Below are 17,823 nucleotides of genomic sequence, written 5' to 3' on the forward strand. Positions count from 1 at the left end.
GTGGCCACGAAGATGATCGCCGCGAGGACCTCGCGGTCCCCGTACCGGCGCCGGCCTCCGCCCTGCGGCCGTGTCGGAGCAGGTGGTACCACCCGATGGAACAGTTCCCACAGCTCGTCCGGCACCATGCGCTCAACCATCACCACACGGTGCAGACTACCCAGCACACCAAATGAGACGACGTCTAAGCGTAGGCCTCGGTTTCCTGCTCGATGTACTCCGCAAGGCCAGCCATCTGTTCCTCGTGGGTAACCAGATCTGAGGGAGGCGAGATAAGCAAGGTGCCGTCGTCTTGAGGCAATACCTCCGGCTCGACTGGCTCAGGCTCGGTTCCTGCCAGCGCTGGCGACGCGGCTACCGCTCTGGCGAGCTCCTCTCGAGCTGCGGACCTTACTGCTGTGCTCTCATCGTGGAGGACCATGCGAGCCAGCTTGAGCAAGGCGGCGTTTGCTGGCCCTGCTGCTGTCTTACTCAAGAAGTCCAGCACATTGCTTGTCGTGATGGCTTCCCAGCTGAGGTCTTCCCTTGCCGCGCTGACGACGTTTGCCAGACCGGCCGCCGCCACTGACCTGATGACCTCATCACCGCTATCTGCTCGCTCACCCAGCGTCTCGACACATCCTTGCTGCTCCGCAGCGACAAGGCTGAGGACGTAGAGAGCCTTACTGGCCACGGCTCCGTCCTTGTCATACGAACGCTCCCGTAGCACCTCAACTGTTGAGCGCAACTCGGCCTGATGCGCCGCGATTTGTGCGTAGTCGGGGTGCTCGGCCTGCAACTGCTCTTCGATGTAGCTGGAGTCGTAAGTCGGTTGAGTGGTCATGAGGCCGCCTAGGTCAGCCATGGGCTGCGAAGCAGGGTCTGGACTTCTGAAAAACTAAGCGAAGGCTTATCGGTGATAGACGTAGTTGCTGGCGACATTAGAGCATTGTTTTTGCTGCAATGAAACAGTCCCAACACGTGCCCTATTTCATGGGCCAATGTCCATTTTGTGGCGTTTGTTGTGATTAGGGCGCCAGGTGTATTCGGCGGGTGCTGTGAGCATCCGTTCACAGGCGGTGTTGTGCTCCGCACGAAGTAAATGGCCACCCCTTTTCTTCCTGCGTCGTGACGAATGCCGTGCAAGCTGGAGTGCTTGCGATTGGAGATCGGGGATCCCAAGGTGCATCCATCGACGTCTATGTGTTGGTACAGAGGTTGCTGATTCGGCGACGTCAGCTCGAAGGTACGTGTCGGAACAAGGTCAATACCGATAGGGCTGAAGACGTCCCGAGCCCGGTCTAGTGACTCTCTGATGGGAACCCGGGGCGGTGTGATCACATAGATGACAATCCCCAACTCCCTCGATGAGGATGGCTGCAGAAACCCTGTCACCGTAATCACCTCCCTGGAGTAGATGAGGTTGAGGGGGACGATGGTGCTGAAGGCGGGGCGGCCGCTTCAGAGGCCAGAGCGGTAATGACAGTCGCACCAATGAAGCAGACCAGCGCGATGAACAACGCTGCAAGTTGGTTCGGCATCTGCCGAAACTGCTTCAGCACCTTGGCCACGTCGACCTCGACCCCTAATACGTCTGCACCGGTTGCCTCGCCTACCTTCACTGCGGCGGTCGCCTTGCCTCGAAACTCCAGCAATCCCAGAAAGAAGCCGCCCAGTAGACCGAGGATCCCCGCGGCGACCAAGGCTGCAGCGATTTTCGGTGCGAATGGGGGTCCCCCGCGAGCGGAGGTAAAGTCGTCGTGCAGCGCTGCCCACAGCAACACGAGAATGACGATATAGAGGACGCTCAAGAAACCAGCCGACCACCACACGAGTCGCGTAGACCATACGGTTCTGGCCGCGAGGCCGGGGACGTCGTGTCCGACAGCACCGTCTGGTACAGCTTCTTCCGTCTGCTTAACGTCGCTGCACAATTCCTTCTCTGCATCGCCCAAGATCGTCACAGACAACTCCGTGCCCGCAGGCGTACCCGCCGGGACTGAAAAGCGATCGGCGTCGGTAGTGACTGGCTCGGCCTCCCCGAGTCGCCACCGGTACGCAACCTGCCCATCCACTTCGTGCAAGATCGCTCTATACCCGCCCTGCACCTCAGGATCCAGCGACAGAGACACCGCAGGTTGGCTAGACACCGCAGGTTCGCTTGCCATTGGCTACTCCGCCGACCCGGTCGCGGTCACTCTGGCACTGCTTGCCGCTCTCATGTATCCCAGGGTGAGCCGTCGGTCCCTGCTCTGCACGCCGGAAATGTTCCGTTGGGATGACCGCCCTCCCCATCGGCAGCGCCGGTTCGTCGTCCAGGCGGGCCATGCCGTAGCCATGCTCGTCTGGATGGGCGGGCCAGGCGGGCCATCGCGACGGCAGCCCGGCTGCAAGCAGCTTCACGAGAGGGCGGTCGGTTTGCGAGGTGGCGGGACCGCACGGTCGGTTTCCACGGAGGACGTGAGCCGGACGCCCACACTCCGAGGGTGTGACGGTCGATTACATGCAGGCGCTGCTGCTTGGCGAAGTTCACGGCGGGTGCGGTGACGCTGGCTGCGCGGAGCCCACGGGCTGCTGAAGGTGAGCCGGGCGGCGACGACCAGGCGCTCGCCGGTACGGCGGCGCACCCGCAAGCCGGGCAGGCGGAAACACCGGCGCAACGGCCTCGCCGGCTCCGCTGTGGGCATACCGGACCCTCTAGGTCCTCAACGCACGGCCCGCTAGGTCCACGGCGCCGACGTGGGGGCGGACTCGAGGACTCCCCGAGGCGCACCGATGATGCGACGCTGCTCGAGTTGCGTGAGTGGCGGAGTTGCCCAACTCAGGCAAGTGGCATACCCAGAAAAAGTTGCCTGGAATCGGAACTTTACTAGGCCGGTAAAGTCACCGGTTCTGAGCAAGTTTGCCTGCTTCACGTGTGATGATGGTTTCGTGGAATCTCCGCTGATCAGAGAAGCGCACCTGCTGGAACAGGGCATCCAAGCCCTGAACGGCCTGCTGGGGCCGGAGTGGCAGGTCACGCAGCGCCCGAACAACAGCAAGGTCTTCGATGCTCTCCTGGAGGTAAGGGCGGAGGGGGACAGCACCTTCACGCAACTACTAGTGGAAGCGACGCAGGCGGTATCACCACGGTTCGTGATGGAGCGGCTGGTGCCCCAGGTGCAGCTGCTCCGCGAGGTCAATCACTACTCAACTCTGCTGGTCATCGCGCCATGGATCTCCTCGCAGGCCCGTGAGCTGTTGCGGCAGAATGGCATCGCTTACCTGGATCTGACCGGTAATGTCGGCATTCGCGTGTCGCGACCGGCCATCATCATCCACACAGTAGGAGCCGAGAAGGCGCCGCGGTCTGCTCGGCGGGAGTCCAGCAGGACCACTCTGGCGGGGCCGAAGGCAGGCCGCCTTGTTCGGCTCCTGGCCGATGTGCCGCCACCTCACCGAGCCACCGACTTGCACCGGACCTCCGCGCTGAGCCTCCCCTACGTGTCCCGGCTCCTGGACACCCTGGAAGACCAGCTCCTGATCCACCGCAAGGGCCGGCTCATCACGGACGTCGACTGGGTTCAGCTTCTGCGCGCACGGGCCCAGGAGACCAATCTCCTCTCCCCTGGGTCGTACCGGGGAGCGCTGGCTCCCAATGGTGTATCGGCCCTGCTGCAACAGATCCCGCAGCTTTCCACGGAGCATGTCGGTGGTCTCTCAGCCATCGACGGTCTCTCGGTCACCGGCTCCTACGCCGCGCAGCGCTTTGTTCAGGTCGCCGTGGGGGGCCAGCTGGTGCTCTACGTCGCACCTTGGCTGGACGTCGACGATCTGGCCGATGACCTTGGACTCCTGCCGGTCGCCGATGGCGCGGACGTCCTGCTGCTGAACGAACCGGACTCCTTCGTCCGAAGGGGGGCGGAATTCGTCGACGGCGTACAGTACGTCGCGCCCAGCCAAGCGGTAATCGACTGCCTGGCTGGCCCAGGCCGGATGCCTGCCGAGGGAGAGGCTCTCCTTGAGTTCATGGAGCGCTGGCCCGAGAAGTGGCGGGCTCCCAAGAACGACGCCTGGACACGGCCCGTCCAACACTAAGATCGCAACGCAGGACGCAAGCCGACGAGAGCGCGAGGCACCATGTCACAGGTTCCGGAGGGCGTCGACCCCGATCAGCTGACGGTGGTGGCCCGGCGCGTTCTCCTCGACGGCCTGGTCGCGTTGAGCCCTCACCTCGATGCCCTGACTGTCGTAGGTGCGCAGGCCGTCTACCTGCGCACTCCGGACGCGGCGATCCGTAACTCGCCTTTCACTTCCGACGGCGACCTGAGCATCGACCCCGCGCTTCTGGAGGATCAGCCGCTTCTCGATGCATCTCTGCGCGAGGCCGGCTTCATGCTGAAGAAGGACAGCGAACCCGGGCTTTGGGAACGGCAGGAGACCGTGGGCGACCAGGTTGTTCCGGTGGAACTGGATCTCCTCATCCCCCGGCAGCTCTCTCCGAAGAACGGGCGTCGCAGCGCCAAGGTCCCGCCGCACGGCACAATGTCCGCGCGCTGGATCGAGGGCCTTGAGGTCGCCGCTGTGGACCGTTCTCCTCTGCCCGTCGGCAGCCTCGACCCTGCCGACGATCGCTCCGTCATGGTCAACGTCGCCGGCCCTGCAGCCCTTCTGGTCGCCAAAGCCTTCAAGATCACCGACCGGCTTAGCCAGGCCGAGAAGCGTCCGGACCGCCTGACCGACAAGGACGCAGGTGACGTCCTGCGCATCATGATGACCACCAGGGCACGGCAGGTCTCCGAAACGTTCACCGTTCTGTGCAACGACCCGCGCGTGGGCGACGTTGCGGCGGATGGGCTGGGGAAGCTGCGCCAGCTATTCGGCGGGCGTGCCACCCCCGGCGTCGACATGGCTGTCAAGGCGCTTGCAGGCTCCCTTGAAGAGGAGCGCGTCCGAAACCTCGCCCCTGCCTTCATCTCGCGCCTGACGGAATAGCCCCTCCCGAGACCGTGCCGTGCGGGTGACGGACTGGCCCTGGCCAAGGGCTTGCAGCTAAACACTGGGAACTCACGGCGAGCGCGTGTTCTTCGGCTTGGGAACGGGCGGCGGCGTAGGCGGCGGCACGGTGTATCGGCGTGTGGCCACCGCATGTTTCCTTCGACGCGGTGGCGACGCTCGGCCCACTGGCCACGCCGACCCTGCCGAGTCGGACCAGACGCGGAGGAGGTCGCCAGCAGCCGCGGGCCTGAGCTGGATCAGGTTGGCGCGGCGCCCGGGGGAGGATCCTATTTCTGCGGGCTGGTCCAGAAACGAGAGGGGGGAAGGGACGCCGTGGCGGAGGCCCAGACGGCCGCCGAGCGCACGCAGTACCGGGCAGCGGCCCCGACTGTCGCTTGACTTCATGCGGTCCGTACGGCGATCGAGGCTTACCGTCGCGCCACTGACTAGCAACAGCCGGCCCCGCACGTCGTCGAAGCCGGCTGTGTGGGGCGCCCGCGCGTCAACACGGACGACCGCATCCGTCCGGTTGGTTGCTGGAGCCAGTCACGTACGGAACTACGTGGAGGGTGGCAGCCCTGGTCCGCTCACGGCAAACAGAACTGGGACGGAACGCACGAACTGCCCCCTCCCCGACGGCTCGTCGGCGCCGGGCTCCGGCCAGGCATGGAGAACAGCCAGGCCACCGGTCTCGCCGGAATTGACCACAAGCTGTCTCAGATACGGTGCCGCCCGAAAATCGGGTCTGCCTCAAATCAGCACATGGGACAAGTGTGCATCAATGGAGTGCCCACGGCCCGCCGCAGTGGCACCATGCTGTCACGCCGCGACGCAGCGTCAACTGCCCGTGGCCTATGACAAATTGCTGGAGCCAGTCAGGTTCACGGCCGCCGGCTGTGGACCGCCCGCACGTAGGGACCTTCCTCATGCACGATTCTGTGGCGCGCTGCGTCGTACCCGACAGCTCTGCCCGCTGCCAGCTCGGCGGGGCGGAAGCCGCCGTCATCGTGGTGATCATCATCATGGCGTCTGCCCTGGCCCTGAACGGCATGCCGCACGCGGAGGTACTGTCCCTGTTGGGCGCGGCCGGCCTGCTGTCGGTGAGCGTGACACGACTGGCCACCGGTGCCGCGGCCCGGGGCCTGCGCAACCTTGCCCGGGTCCATTCGGCCTACCTGCCCCGGTAGGCGTGATCGTGGGACGAACCGAGAACCCGGTCCCGCGCCCGGACAGCGCCCTGGGCCGGCTCGCGAGCCACCTCCGGCGGTGCAGGGCCCGTGCCGGCCTGACCAACGCGGCATTGGCGGCCCGTACGAAGTACAGCGCCACCACGCTGCAGCGGGCTGCGGGCGGTACCGTCCTGCCCACCCTCAGGGTCGTCTTAGCGTACGAGGAGGGATGCGGCCTAGCCGACGGCGAAGCGCGCCGGCTATGGGAGCAGGCCCGGCAGATGGTGGAACTCCGCGACCGGCGGCGGGCGGTGCCGCCTCACCCGGGGAAGGCGCCCCGGCCGGACCTGATCGCTGACCGAGCGGACATGAGCCGGGCATTGCTGGATCTGCGCGAGCGCAGCGGACTGACTTACCGCGCCATGGAGCACAGGCTGCAAGGACGGCCCGAGTTGGGGCCGCTGTCGCGTTCGACGGCACAGCGCATACTCACGCGCCAGGCATTCCCCACCAGCCAGCAGCAGCTGATGGCTCTGCTTCACGCCTGCGCGGTGCCCCAGCGGGCCTGGGGGGACTGGGTGCGCGCATGGAAGAAAGTGCACCGGGCCCAGGACCGGAAAGAGTCAGCGATCACCCCGGCCCGAAAACTGGCAGCCCGGGAGGCGGAAGCAGAGCTGGCCCGGTACGAACTTGAATCAGTGGAGCCGTTTCGAAGCCCGACAGCGGCGTGGAGCGTCCGCTGCGGCATCTGTGGTGATCTCTTCCGGGTTCGGCTCAGTGACCTAGGCACCGATTGGGTCGGGTGCCCCAACCGGTGCCCCACTGAACTCGTGCGGTCTGTGGCCGATGCCCTGCTGAAGCAGGCCCCCACGTCATGCCCTCGTTGCGAGAGCCCGGTTGCCACGGCGCCGCACACCACGTCGCTGGAAGGCTGCCCCGTATGCGGCGATGCACCGCTTCCTGAAGCCGCGCTGCCGTCGGGGGACAGGTACGGCGACAGCTCCTCCTTCTGACTCGCTGTCAGCCCCTCAACATGCCCGCTCGGCGATGTTATTGAAGGGCATCGCAGCGGTGTAGCGGCAAAGTGGCCAAATAGAACGCCCGTTCGTCTGAATGTTATCTGTGATGACGGTTTTACACGTGATGTGATCACTGTGAGTGATTGAGCTGACACGTAGAACACTCGCAAGTCATCATCACGGGGAGAGTCATGCACTTCAGATATAGAAAGCTGCTCGCGGCCGGGACGGTCACACTGGGCCTGCTGATCGGCTCCTCGCCCACCGCACAGGCTTCCAAGCCCACTCCGCCAGCTGTCCCAGCTCCCGCGGCCGTCAAGCCGAAGACGACTGCTGCTCAGGAGAAGGCCGCCTGCGACGCCCAGATGAAGGCGGCCCGCGACGCCGGTAGCAGCAAGCCCGTGGCCTGCGCTTCCTGGGCGGAACCATCCGCCGCCGGTCGTCATGCAGCCATCACGGCGTGGCCGACGCCGGACTGGTGTGACGACCACGGCCCGAACAACACCTGGTACGTCACCCGGTTCAAGGCGTGCGGTGTCTTCTCCGCCGACATCACCGTGCATGACGTCCGCACCGGCCGGGTGACCGGCAAGATGCACTACCTGGTTGTCGCCTACGCCTACAGCGACTACGGCGTCGAAAGGTGGGCGTACCAGGTCGAGCTGATGCAGGTCAACGCCTCGGGCGACGCCGTGGGCAGCAGCGCGAACGGCAAGGGCACGTGCGCGGGCAAGTGCAAGGTCAACGACAGTAAGTTCCCCTCCCAGGCGATGAGCCAGGACAAGAACGCTGTCGGCCAGTTCTTCTTCGACACCACCATCAAGGCCCGCCCCAAGGGCGACATAGGGAACGGGCAGGGGACGGCCCACTGGCAGTTCACGAACCCCAAGTGGGCGGCGCCGACGAACGAAATCACCCTGAACACGCCAGTGGTCCGCTGCGACAACGCCCTCCCGGGCACGTCGAGGATCGGGTGCGTCATGCCGTACATCCCGGAGCTGGTGTACAGCAAGAGCGGTGACTTCCCCGAACTCGCCAAGCACATCGAGTACGCGCAGAACACCAAGCACCTGCCCGGCAAGCACGGCACGACCAACTACCTGACGCGCCTCACTGACAAGGCGAAGATGAAGAAGAACCGGAGCAAGGCGTGTCCGTCCAGGCGGCCCCGGCCGGCGGGCAAGGAGTGCGACGAGTACCCGTTTGCCTCCACCTGGCAGGGCGCATCGACCGGTAGCGGAGACTTCAGCTGGCGCATGATTCCCGCTGCACAGAACCGGGACGGCGGCAAAGCCCTCGGTAACTTCTATCTGTACAACCGGATCATCGAGAAGGATAAGTTCCTCGTCTGGATCAAGAACTAACAATCCGCCGACCATCCGGGATACCGCATGAACGAGCAGGCCGCGCACGGACAACAGCTCGTGCCAGTGCACTACCACCAGTTCAGGATCAGCGATGAGGACGGCCGCGTCGGCCCCGACCTGCCTCCCGAGCACAACGGCTTGGTCGAGGTGCAAGACGGCATTGCCTCAGTCCTCACCGGCATCCACACCGGCGACGTCGACGTCACCGTCACCTTCCACACCAACGCCCCCCAGCCCGGGGGCGCCGAATGGGAGGAGATCGTCGAAATCTCGCTGCACTCCGCATCGGGTGAACTGATGGTGCGCGGCCTGATGGCCGACCTCGATGAGGAGCTGCCCGAGCTGTCTTTCGACGGCCCCGGCGACTACCGGCTGCGCGTCCACGCACGGGGCCGGGACACCGCCATCGACCTCGCTCCGGACGACGTCACCGAGTGGTACCTCATCCAGGTATGGTCCGCACCGGCCCAAGAGGCGGTGGTGCTCCGCCAGACTGATAGTTACGGCGCATCTGTCCGAGCAGGGTGACCACCACCGGCTTGGTTCAGCAGCTGTGATGACGTGAGCCCCGGAGCCAGTCCGGGGCTCACTGGCGTACGGTCGGGGGACCGGCGTGGGCGACGGACGCCGCGCTTCGCGCGGCACAGCTCTGCCTCCTCCTGCTGAGGCACGGCACTCGGTTGCGCAGCCTTCACGGCCCGGTGCTCAGGTACGCGCGCCGCGCGGTGACCAGGCCCCGCCAGCGCTGCCGGGTTGTCTCTGCGCCGTCGATCCACCGTGCCGGTGAGGGCTCTTCGAGGGGCAGGCCGGCCATGAAGTGGGCGATGTCGGCGTAGTAGGCGTAGTCGCCGCTTTGGGTGAGTTCTCGCAGGCGTGTGATGGAGCCTGTGATCTTCTCGTCGTCCCCTCGGACGGCGTGGTGGAAGGTCAGGGCGAGTTCCAGGATGGGTTCGGCGACGGCGACGCCAGCGAGGCGGATCTCGGTGCGCAGTTGCTCCGCACGGTCCTCGATGTCGCGGGTGGTGCCGGCATCCCGGATGAGCTCGGCGGCTGCGACGGTTGCGGTGGTGACGCGCAGGACCATGCCCGCCAGGAGCTGATGGGCGAGGTCGATTTCGTCGGCGGCCGCATCGGGATCGGTGAAGGAGACAACGAACGCGCGCTGCGCCTGGGAGGTGGCGCGCTCCCCGGCGATGCCGTGTTCTTCGGCTTGGGTGCGGGCGGCGGCGTAGGCGGCGGCCGCGCGGTGCATGTCGGCGTGCGGCCACCAGATGTCTCCTTCGACGCGGTGGCGGCGGCCGGCCCAGCCGAGAGTCCGGGCGGTGGCCAGCGCGGTGGGGAAGTCGCCGGCGAGGCGGGCGAGGTGGGCCAGGCCGCGGCGGGCGGCGGGAGCCAGACGGCCGCCGCGGTCGGCGACGTACTGCATGCCGTGGCGGGAGGCGCCCGAGCGGCCAAGGTCACGTTCGGCTTTGGCCCGGTAGTAGACGGCCATCTCCCGCAGTTCGTCGGGTAGCAGGGCGGTGTCGATGACTGCGGTGAGGCGGTCGACGGTACGGGCGCGGTGTTCGTGCTGACGGCGGGCCAGGGTGTGGAGGAGTTCGGCGAGAGCTTCGGCAGGGGTTTGCAGGGCGCTGGCCTGTTCCTGGCGGGCGGGTCGGGCAAGGGGTTCCCAGATGGAGTCGCTGACGTAACTCCAGGCCGCGGGGGTGAGCCAGTCGAGGTCGAGGCGGTGGTCGCGCGCCAGGCGCAGGCCCTGGCGCAGGCAGGCGATCAGCAGCAGCCGGCTGCTGGGGCCGTCGGCGGCCTGCTGCTGTTCGCCCAGGACGGTGAAGGCGCGCTGGGCGGCCTGCTGCCAGTCGCGTTCGGTCCAGCGGTCGTCGGTGGTGTCTTCGGCGTTGCGTACGGCGGATTGGATGAGGCCGTGGAGGTGGAAGGGCCACAGGCCGAAGGGGTTGTCGTGGACGAAGGGCCGCTCGGTCAGCCGCTGGGCGGGTCCTTCGTGGGTGAGGCCGGCGGCGCGGGTGGCGAGGGGGATGTCGAAGGCGTCGAGCAGGGTGACCGAGCGCAGGACGTGGCGTTCGTCAGGGGTGAGGTCGGACAGGGTGCGGGCGACCAGGGCGGGGAAGTCGTGGTCGAAGTCGGCCGGCTGCGGGTTGTGGCCGTTGCGGCGCAGTTCCAGGAACCGGGCGACAGACAGGTCGAGGTAGAGGGGCAGGCCGTGGGAGCGGGCGGTGATGACCTGCCGGATGTTCTCACCGATCAGGGGCTGTCCGTCGCGGGTGAGACGGCGGGCGAGGTAGTCGTCGCAGTCCTCGGGGGAGAAGTCGCCGATCAGTACCTGCCGTGCCGCGCTGGCACCGGTGGGGGTGAGGGCTGTGGGCACGGCTGTGTGGGCGAGCCCGGGCCAGGCGGCGGGTCCGGTGTAGTCGAGCTGGCCCTGCAGGTTCGGGTCGGCCCACTGCAGGCGGGAGCGGCCGGTGATCACCCAGAAGGCGTTCGGTAACAGCCACACCGTCCGTTGGATCAGCCGCTCCAAGTCGCGTCGGGTGCGGTCGCCGACGTCCTCGAAGGTGTCGAGCAAGATGACGGGTACGACCTTCTTGCCGTCGGGGAGGCGGGCGAGCTCCCACGCCAGCAGGTGCGGGTAGAAGGACATGGCGTCCAGGTCGGGTTCGGCCTCCAGCAGGTCCGCCAGCCGGGCGCAGCCCGCCAGGGCCCGTACGGTCTGGCGGCGTTCGCGCAGCGCGCCGATGAGGGCGCCGGTGACCTGGCCGACGACCGAGCCGATGGTGCCGGGCAGCATGAGCGCCTGGGCGACGTCGGCGAGCGCGGACTGCATCTGCTGCGGCAGGCAGAGCCTGTCCGAACCGGGAGCCGAGACCGCCGCGGCACAGGTACTCCTCGAGGGGCTCGCCGGGGTGGTCGGCCTCCCAGTAGCGGCGCAGGGCCAGGTCGAATGCGGGCAGGGGGCGGCCGATCCAGGTGAGGGCGGCCCGGATCGTCAGCGCGATCTGCTCGAAGTCGGTGCCGGCGGAGCGGGCGAGGTCGATGCGTACGGGCAGGATCCGGTCGGCCGGCCACCCGGGCTCGCCCCACTGGGAAGGCCGCCGTCCGGCGTCGGTGAGCGCCGCCTCCAGCATTCGGGAGAGGGTCGTCTTGCCGATGCCGCCCACTCCGTGGAAGACGAGGACGTGGTTGCGGGGCGCCTCGAGGTCCTCTGCGTCGAAGCCGGGTGCGCTGATGTGCTGGAGGTGCTCGGTGAGCGCGGCCGCGACCGTCTCCCACTGTGAGGAGCGGTTCGTGAAGGCCTCATCAGCCTGCACGCTGCGGTCGTTCGTACTGAACAGGGCCCTCCAGATCCCGGTCACCTGTCACGTCCCACCCCCGAAAGATGATCACCTGCGGACTCAACTTATGCCCGTAGCAATCCTGTTAGGGAGTCCGGACCACGCCAGGGTGGCCTTCCTTCTGTCCGCCGGAGGGAGTACGGCATCCTTCAGCGATGAAGCCCGATCCCGAGCCCTGGTACAGCACCACCCTCAATCTCTGGCAAATAGCGGGGGTGCTCGTCGCCAGCTGGAGTCTCCTCAAGCTGGTCACCGAGGGGTGGCGGCGCACCATCGGCCTTAGGCGGCACCTCACCACCCGCCTCCGCAAGATCGCCCCCGGTGTCCGGCACGACTACGTCGAGTCCCTGCTCGGTAAGCCCAAGTGGCAGTCGACGATGGCATGCACTCGCCTCACCGCCACGGCGGCGGAAGAAGCCGGTGATGAGGACAGCAAGGTCGAAATCACCGTCCGGACCTGGCCCCTGTCGCGACTTGGGTATCTGGTCACATGGACCGAGGACGACGCCGTGGTCATGTACGGGATCACCACGATCAGTTGGTTGTTCCGGCCCGCGGTACTGATCGGACCGACGCGGATCCGGCTCGGGAAGACCCCCTTCACGGCCCTCACCGACACCGACGAGTACCGCGCCCGGCTCGGCAGCCGCCGGTTCGGGTACCTGGAACGCCACTACTTCGGTAACCCAGGCGGCTACCGCTCGTGGTACGTCGGAGTCAACGACATCGGATACAACGCTGTCCCCCTCTCCCTCGACTGGTTCGACGACGAAGACGATTCCCGTACCCGGCTCCTGCCCGATAGCCGTGACGCCTACCGGGCGAGCGCACCGATCAACACCATCGTCATCAGCGGCGTCGCCCCATATGAGGAACTACAGGACATCAACTTCTTCGGCACCTCCATCGGAGTCGACCAGGACCTGGTCCGCTTGACCGATCCCGAGTTCCACGTGCTCGACAGCCGGATCAGCCGTGCGCACCGGCGCATCCGGGACTGGCGCTGGCGTCGGAACTTCCGCCGCTGGGAGAAGAAGCAGCGGGCCCTGCACAGCCGGTGACCGTGCTGCCCGAGGTCTGGCGCCCGGAGAAGACAATGACCGTCCGTTCAAGATCAGAGGAGGTTCTGCATGCCTGGGGCACCAACGTGCGGAAGGTGTTCGGTGAGCGCGGCCGCGACCGTCTCCTACTGCGACAGGGGCGCCGGGGTCAGTCCAACGGAGAGGAGCCACCAAGCTCACGACGCTCGCCCAACGGCGCCGCACAGGGCGGTAGAGCATGCGGACGCCGTCGTGAGGCTCATTCGGTGCGGCTGTGGCGCCCACAGTTCACCAGTGAGGGTGAGATACGGCCACAGGCGGTCGGCGTCAAGGGCAGCGACCATGCTTTGCGGATGGTGTCGATCAGAGGGCGGGCACTGTAGGGCGAGATGCCGAGTTCCTGGCGTGCGTCAGCCAGCCGTTCCGGGTCCCCGTCCGGGCCGTGTGCAGCTGCCAGTTGGGTGCGGCGTTCGAGTCCTTCGGTGCTGAAGATGTCGAGCAAGGTGAGCGAGAAGTAGGCGTACGCGGCAGCCTCATCGATGAGCTGATGTGCCTCGCCGGCGAGCTCCTGGCGGGCTGCGGCGTCGTCACCGGCTGCGGGGGCTGGTCGGGTGGTGTGGGAGTAGAAGGCGAACTGCTCCAGGGTGTGCAGCATCTCGGCTTCGGTACAGGGGCAGGGGTCGCGTAGATAGCCGCACAGGGTGCGGAAGGAGGCGAGGACGTCGCTGGTGTTGGGGGTCCACTGCTGTTTGCTCAGCAGGGTCCGGAAGCCGGCGAATGTTTCTGCCAGTTCTTCCAGGACGAGATGGCGGGAGAGTTCGGTCAGCTCGTGGGACTGTGTCTTGTCTTGTATTTCGCGGATCTGCAGTCCGTAGCGGAGCAAGTCGCGCAGGATGCCGCCGGACAAGGCGTGGGCGAGCATGACGTACGGTTCCTTGAGCGACTGGGAGCGCTTGGCGAGGATGGCCCGTGATTCTTTAAGAGTGCTGGGCTGGACGTGGATGATGTCGTCCAGGGAGCTGTCGGTGACGTCCCGATGTGGCAGGCCCCGGCGGACGAACGCGGCTCCAACGTCTTCGGCTACCGAGATCAGGTAGTAGACGTCGGGGACGCCCAGGATGGCCTTGATCTCGCTGAGGAAGGCCAGGGCCTGGGTGTCCGTTCCGAGGCGGTCCACCTCGTCGATGGCGAGCACCACGGTCTTGCCCTGCTTGGCCTTCTCCGCAGCAATGCACTTGAGCAGGTGACGGAACTCGTCCACCAGCTCCGGGTAGGTCGGGGGCACCGTGGAGATGGACGTGGTGTGGTTGGTGCCCAGGCTCAGGATCTGGGCTGCACCACCGGTGGTGAGCCCGTGCGTGGCCTGCTGGATCGTCTGGAGACGAAAGAGGTGGCTGCGGCACTGGGTGACCAGTTCCGGTTCTTCCGGCGGCGGCCTCCAGTCTCCCGCTTTCGACAGCAGCACTCCGGCGATGATGCCCGCGAGCCGCAGCGGGTTCTCCGGGTCAGCCAGAAGGGTGTGCGTCTGCGGGTTCTCAATGAGATACAGCAGCAGGTATGTCCCGGCGGCTGCGGCGAAGGGGCGGAAGATCTTCTCCAGGGAGAGATGCCACCTCCCGAGGGGAAACTCGACGCCGGAATCGCGGGCAAGGCGCAGGAGCCACCACACGAACATCAGCAGCGCAGCGTAGAGACCGGTTTTCCCCAGCTCGGCCGGCTGAGTGCGCTGAAAGTACTGGGCCTGCTGACGCATGTGTTGGTCCAGGAGCACGCTGCCGGCGGACAACCATGCCAGCAGCAGACCGAGCGGCCTGCTGCCGCGCATCCACACCCTTCCCAGCAGGCGAGGCAGCCAGGCCACATGCCGCGACCGCCACCAGGCGAGTCCGGCGACGGTGACCGTCACGCTGGCGACGACCGCGTGGCCCTGCCAGATCTCTGTTGCGTCGTCGCGGATCAAGTCGGCGTACGTACGTGCGAAGTCGGCGACGGACGTGGCGTACTGCGTGTACTGGGTGCGAACTGAGGCGGACAGGCCCAGCACCAGCAGCGCGGCGGCAGGCACCGCGAAGGAACTCCACCGCCCCAGTCGCTTGACCTGGATCTTCAACCGCCGTAGCAGCCTGCGCGCTGGGGACAGCCGCGCGAGCTCGGGCGGCTCGTAGCCCTGGTCGCGCATGTACTTCTCGCACAGTTGCACCGACAACGACAGCAGGAAGTCGTGCGGGGTGTAGGTGGCCGGCGCCTGGACGAGCACACCGAAGCCGGCCTTCTTGACGCTCTGCTCCAAGAGCGTCGTCTTGCCCGCGCCTCGCGGTCCGCAGACGGCGATGGTGCCGTCCTCCATGTGTGAGAGTTTGCGCTCCAGCTGCCGTCGGGCGCCGTTCTCGACGACGTAACCAGGTGCCCGCGGCGCGCGCAGGCCCCAATCGTAATCCTCGGGGATGAACAGGGAGTCGGGGTCATCGCCCAGCATGTGGCGGACCAGATCGGCAACCACCGGTCCCGTGCCCTGGTCCTGCAGCTCTTCGCCCCAGCGAGCGGCGCACACCCCGACCTCGAACCGCTGCACCAGCCAGGAGATACGCAGCCCGGCGGCAGCGAGGCACTGTCTGAGGTTGTACCACGCGGCCGAGCCGCGCCAGAACAGCGTGAACATCACGGCGACAGCGGTAAGTACCGCTATGAGAAGGGCAAGCAGTCCGCCGAAGATGAGCACGGCGATCGCACCGAGCCCAAGTAGGGAGCAGACTACCCGCCAGTTCCACTCCCCCTCGCGAGCCGCTCTCTCGTGCTCATCGAAGATCTCATCCAGCTTCTCTACCGCCTCGTCCAAGGCGGGAGAAGGACACTGGATGGTGGCGTAGCGGTGGTACGTCGCGGTCCTCATCCGCTCGAAAACGGCCTCCCGGGTCACGCCGTCTCGCTTTCCGAACAGCCGCTCCGTCTCCGGATCAGCAAGCGCAGCCCGCACACACCGGTGGTAGATCTTGGTCTTATCACCCCCGCTCAGGAAGTCCTCTGCCTTCGCCCCCCAGGCTTCCAGCCAGTCCTGTAACGGCAGCATCTGCTCGTCCTTCCCCCGAGTGCCAGAACCTGCGGATGCTAGCGCCCCGTGTCAGGGCGATGAAGGGCGTCTCGCGAAGGTGACGCAGTCTGCGCTTGCAGGGCGGTGGCAACCTGGTACGCCAAGAAGGATCGCCATGGAGCGCAGGGCACCGCTGACCGATGACTAGCTAATCGCGCAACTGACGGTTGACCGGGCGGCCGCCTACGAGGACCTCCAGCGCTTGGAAGATGCCGACGCGGAGGAGGAGGACCGCCTGGCCGCGCTCTATGCGGCCGGGTGAGAGAGCTGAAGACTGAGTGGCGGGGCACGCCGATCCGGGACGGGCTGCAGGTGGGCCTGCAGCAGCGGGTGGGGCAGGGCGTCAATGTCGGCTAGGGCTTCTCTTATGGATCACGTCGGGCAAGCCATGGACCGTAGGATCGGGGTCCGTTGCTGCGTGAGGGGACTGGATGGTGGAGACTTCCTCCGCTTCAGGCGATGTGCTGGAGCCGATCAGGCAGCACCTGCGAGATCCTTCCTATGGCGTCGACGTGGGTCCTGGCTGGCGGCAGTTGGTGCTTGAGTGCCATCAGGCGGTTGCCGCGGAGTTCCCGGAGTACGAGCTCCTGGCCGTGAAGCAGAAGTGGGGGGCTCTGGCCTTCCAGGCGTTCCCGCGGCCGTGGAAGCCTGGCGGCAACTGGACAGATGCGGAGCACTCTCGCCTCCATGCTGTCACTGATGCGTTCACTGACCGCAGCGAGGGCATCTGTGAGCGCTGTGGTGCCGATGGTTCACTGCGTGAGAGCCGACGGGTCCACCTCGTGCTGTGTGATCGGTGCGAGACGCTCGTCCCGGAGCATGGTCGTCTCTGACCGATCCTGGTTGCTTGTCATCGCGCAGACCAAATGAAGATGCCTGCCAGATGGAGCCCGGCGAGGTAGACAGTGGCAGTCTTCTCGTAGCGCGTGGCGAGGCCCCGCCACTGCTTGAGGCGGTTGATGCACCGCTCGACGGTGTTCCGCTGCTTGTAGACCTCTCGGTCAAATGCGGGTGGCCTGCCGCCGAGGCTGCCGCGTCGTGCGCGGTGGGCCTGCTGGTCGGCCGGGATCGGAATCACGGCACGGATCCCACGTCGTCTGAGATGGGTGCGGATGGCGCGGGACGAGTACGCCTTGTCTGCGAGTACCAGCACCGGCCGCGTGCGGGGCCGTCCGCGGCGCCGGGGCACCCGAAGGGCGGCCATGACAGATTCGAAGGCCGGAGCATCCCCAGCCTGGCCAGGTGTGAGGACAAAGGCCAAGGGCCGACATCGACCATCGGCGGCCAGGTGCAACTTCGTAGTCAGGCCGCCGCGCGACCGGCCAAGTGCATGATCGTCCGGTTCGCCGGCTGCGGCCCCTTTTTGCGGGCGCCCGCAGCATGCTGGTGAGCACGCACGATGGTGGAGTCCACCCCGACGACCCAGTCCAGGTCTTCATCCCCGTCGGCCTGGGCGAGCAGACCGGTGAAGACGCGCTCCCAGGTGCCGTCGATAGCCCAGTTTCGCAGCCTTGTGTAGACACCCTTCCACGAGCCGTACTGCTCAGGCAGGTGCACCCACTGGGAGCCGGTCTGGAACTTCCACGCAATCGCATCAATCACCTGCCGGTGATCACGCCACCGGCCGCCGCGCTTCGGCGTCCGGTCCGGTAGCAGCGGCTCAATCCGCGCCCATTGGGCGTCACACAACGGCACGCCTGACCAACGATCCGATGATCCGAGAGAAACGCCCTAGGCCGTTTCGTTTAGATCACCGAGCCCGGCTGCATCAAGATCTTGCATCGCCGGTTGGGGCGGGTCCTTCGCCGCAAGTCGCTGCTGCGCTGCCAGGTAGGCG

At 66.4% G+C, this 17,823-nt stretch carries 15 protein-coding genes and 1 pseudogene; 9 read left to right on the forward strand and 7 right to left on the reverse strand.

The annotated features are described in order from the left end of the window. From ACWGJM_RS41855 to ACWGJM_RS41870, 4 genes and pseudogenes are all read right to left on the reverse strand, one after another. Window positions 1-140, reverse strand: a pseudogene (locus ACWGJM_RS41855) (IS5/IS1182 family transposase); the annotation flags it as partial. Between the two features lie 44 nt (window positions 141-184). Then, window positions 185-823: a hypothetical protein gene (locus ACWGJM_RS41860; RefSeq protein WP_453417001.1), complete on the reverse strand. Its 639-nt coding sequence runs from the start codon at window positions 821-823 to the stop codon at window positions 185-187. An 8-nt stretch (window positions 824-831) separates the two neighbouring features. Continuing rightward, entirely contained in the window at window positions 832-1,383 is a 552-nt protein-coding gene (locus ACWGJM_RS41865) for a matrixin family metalloprotease (RefSeq protein WP_453417002.1), read from the reverse strand. Then, entirely contained in the window at window positions 1,380-1,943 is a 564-nt protein-coding gene (locus tag ACWGJM_RS41870; RefSeq protein ID WP_453417003.1) for a hypothetical protein, read from the reverse strand. Before ACWGJM_RS41870 ends, ACWGJM_RS41865 begins: the two co-directional genes overlap by 4 nt. A gap of 967 nt (window positions 1,944-2,910) precedes the next feature. Here ACWGJM_RS41870 and ACWGJM_RS41875 point away from each other — a divergent pair. The 6 genes from ACWGJM_RS41875 to ACWGJM_RS41900 all read left to right on the forward strand — a co-directional run bounded on the left by ACWGJM_RS41875 (window position 2,911) and on the right by ACWGJM_RS41900 (window position 9,039). Beyond that, window positions 2,911-4,056, forward strand: a complete 1,146-nt coding sequence (locus ACWGJM_RS41875; protein ID WP_453417004.1) for a hypothetical protein — start codon at window positions 2,911-2,913, stop codon at window positions 4,054-4,056. Between the two features lie 42 nt (window positions 4,057-4,098). After that, window positions 4,099-4,953 carry a hypothetical protein gene (locus tag ACWGJM_RS41880; protein ID WP_453417005.1) on the forward strand — a complete coding sequence of 285 codons (855 nt, stop codon included), beginning with the start codon at window positions 4,099-4,101 and terminating at the stop codon, window positions 4,951-4,953. A gap of 929 nt (window positions 4,954-5,882) precedes the next feature. Next, window positions 5,883-6,143 carry a hypothetical protein gene (locus ACWGJM_RS41885; RefSeq protein WP_453417006.1) on the forward strand — a complete coding sequence of 87 codons (261 nt, stop codon included), beginning with the start codon at window positions 5,883-5,885 and terminating at the stop codon, window positions 6,141-6,143. A gap of 8 nt (window positions 6,144-6,151) precedes the next feature. Further along, window positions 6,152-7,138, forward strand: coding sequence for a helix-turn-helix domain-containing protein (locus tag ACWGJM_RS41890; RefSeq protein ID WP_453417007.1), 987 nt, complete (start codon window positions 6,152-6,154; stop codon window positions 7,136-7,138). A gap of 197 nt (window positions 7,139-7,335) precedes the next feature. Beyond that, complete coding sequence (locus tag ACWGJM_RS41895; protein WP_453417008.1) at window positions 7,336-8,508, forward strand: NucA/NucB deoxyribonuclease domain-containing protein; 1,173 nt, start codon at window positions 7,336-7,338, stop codon at window positions 8,506-8,508. Between the two features lie 27 nt (window positions 8,509-8,535). Further along, window positions 8,536-9,039: a hypothetical protein gene (locus ACWGJM_RS41900; RefSeq protein ID WP_453417009.1), complete on the forward strand. Its 504-nt coding sequence runs from the start codon at window positions 8,536-8,538 to the stop codon at window positions 9,037-9,039. Between the two features lie 163 nt (window positions 9,040-9,202). Here the strand turns inward: ACWGJM_RS41900 and ACWGJM_RS41905 are convergent, their stop codons facing one another. Continuing rightward, a complete protein-coding gene (locus tag ACWGJM_RS41905) occupies window positions 9,203-11,350 on the reverse strand; it encodes an ATP/GTP-binding protein (RefSeq protein ID WP_453417010.1) in 2,148 nt (715 codons plus the stop codon). On the opposite strand from ACWGJM_RS41905, the gene ACWGJM_RS41910 reads away from it, so the two are divergent. Together ACWGJM_RS41910 and ACWGJM_RS41915 are read left to right on the forward strand one after the other, a co-directional pair. Further along, window positions 11,313-11,801, forward strand: coding sequence for a hypothetical protein (locus ACWGJM_RS41910; RefSeq protein WP_453417011.1), 489 nt, complete (start codon window positions 11,313-11,315; stop codon window positions 11,799-11,801). The genes ACWGJM_RS41905 and ACWGJM_RS41910 overlap by 38 nt on opposite strands. Window positions 11,802-12,013: 212 nt before the next feature. Then, complete coding sequence (locus tag ACWGJM_RS41915) at window positions 12,014-12,919, forward strand: ETEC_3214 domain-containing protein (RefSeq protein WP_453417012.1); 906 nt, start codon at window positions 12,014-12,016, stop codon at window positions 12,917-12,919. A gap of 238 nt (window positions 12,920-13,157) precedes the next feature. Here the strand turns inward: ACWGJM_RS41915 and ACWGJM_RS41920 are convergent, their stop codons facing one another. After that, window positions 13,158-15,965, reverse strand: coding sequence for a hypothetical protein (locus ACWGJM_RS41920; RefSeq protein ID WP_453417013.1), 2,808 nt, complete (start codon window positions 15,963-15,965; stop codon window positions 13,158-13,160). A gap of 452 nt (window positions 15,966-16,417) precedes the next feature. Here ACWGJM_RS41920 and ACWGJM_RS41925 point away from each other — a divergent pair, with 452 nt between their 5' ends. After that, the gene (locus tag ACWGJM_RS41925) at window positions 16,418-16,819 is read left to right on the forward strand and encodes a hypothetical protein (RefSeq protein WP_453417014.1); all 402 of its coding nucleotides are present in this window, start codon (window positions 16,418-16,420) and stop codon (window positions 16,817-16,819) included. A gap of 17 nt (window positions 16,820-16,836) precedes the next feature. Here the strand turns inward: ACWGJM_RS41925 and ACWGJM_RS41930 are convergent. After that, window positions 16,837-17,681, reverse strand: a protein-coding gene (locus tag ACWGJM_RS41930) for an IS5 family transposase (protein ID WP_453417015.1) whose coding sequence is annotated in 2 segments (ribosomal slippage) — window positions 16,837-17,337 and window positions 17,340-17,681 — 843 coding nt in all. Because the reading frame shifts where the segments join, the coding sequence is not laid out codon by codon here. Window positions 17,682-17,823: the final 142 nt, after the last annotated feature.

Source organism: Streptomyces sp. NPDC054834 (assembly GCF_053611185.1).

Bases quoted from the DNA above. Each gene is read 5' to 3' on its own strand.
- ACWGJM_RS41860 (WP_453417001.1), bottom strand. From the start codon at position 823: ATGACCACTCAACCGACTTACGACTCCAGCTACATCGAAGAGCAGTTG.
- ACWGJM_RS41880 (WP_453417005.1), top strand. From the start codon at position 4,099: ATGTCACAGGTTCCGGAGGGCGTCGACCCCGATCAGCTGACGGTGGTG.
- ACWGJM_RS41885 (WP_453417006.1), top strand. From the start codon at position 5,883: ATGCACGATTCTGTGGCGCGCTGCGTCGTACCCGACAGCTCTGCCCGC.
- ACWGJM_RS41895 (WP_453417008.1), top strand. From the start codon at position 7,336: ATGCACTTCAGATATAGAAAGCTGCTCGCGGCCGGGACGGTCACACTG.
- ACWGJM_RS41900 (WP_453417009.1), top strand. From the start codon at position 8,536: ATGAACGAGCAGGCCGCGCACGGACAACAGCTCGTGCCAGTGCACTAC.
- ACWGJM_RS41910 (WP_453417011.1), top strand. From the start codon at position 11,313: ATGAGCGCCTGGGCGACGTCGGCGAGCGCGGACTGCATCTGCTGCGGC.
- ACWGJM_RS41905 (WP_453417010.1), bottom strand. From the start codon at position 11,350: ATGCAGTCCGCGCTCGCCGACGTCGCCCAGGCGCTCATGCTGCCCGGC.
- ACWGJM_RS41915 (WP_453417012.1), top strand. From the start codon at position 12,014: ATGAAGCCCGATCCCGAGCCCTGGTACAGCACCACCCTCAATCTCTGG.
- ACWGJM_RS41920 (WP_453417013.1), bottom strand. From the start codon at position 15,965: ATGCTGCCGTTACAGGACTGGCTGGAAGCCTGGGGGGCGAAGGCAGAG.
- ACWGJM_RS41925 (WP_453417014.1), top strand. From the start codon at position 16,418: ATGGTGGAGACTTCCTCCGCTTCAGGCGATGTGCTGGAGCCGATCAGG.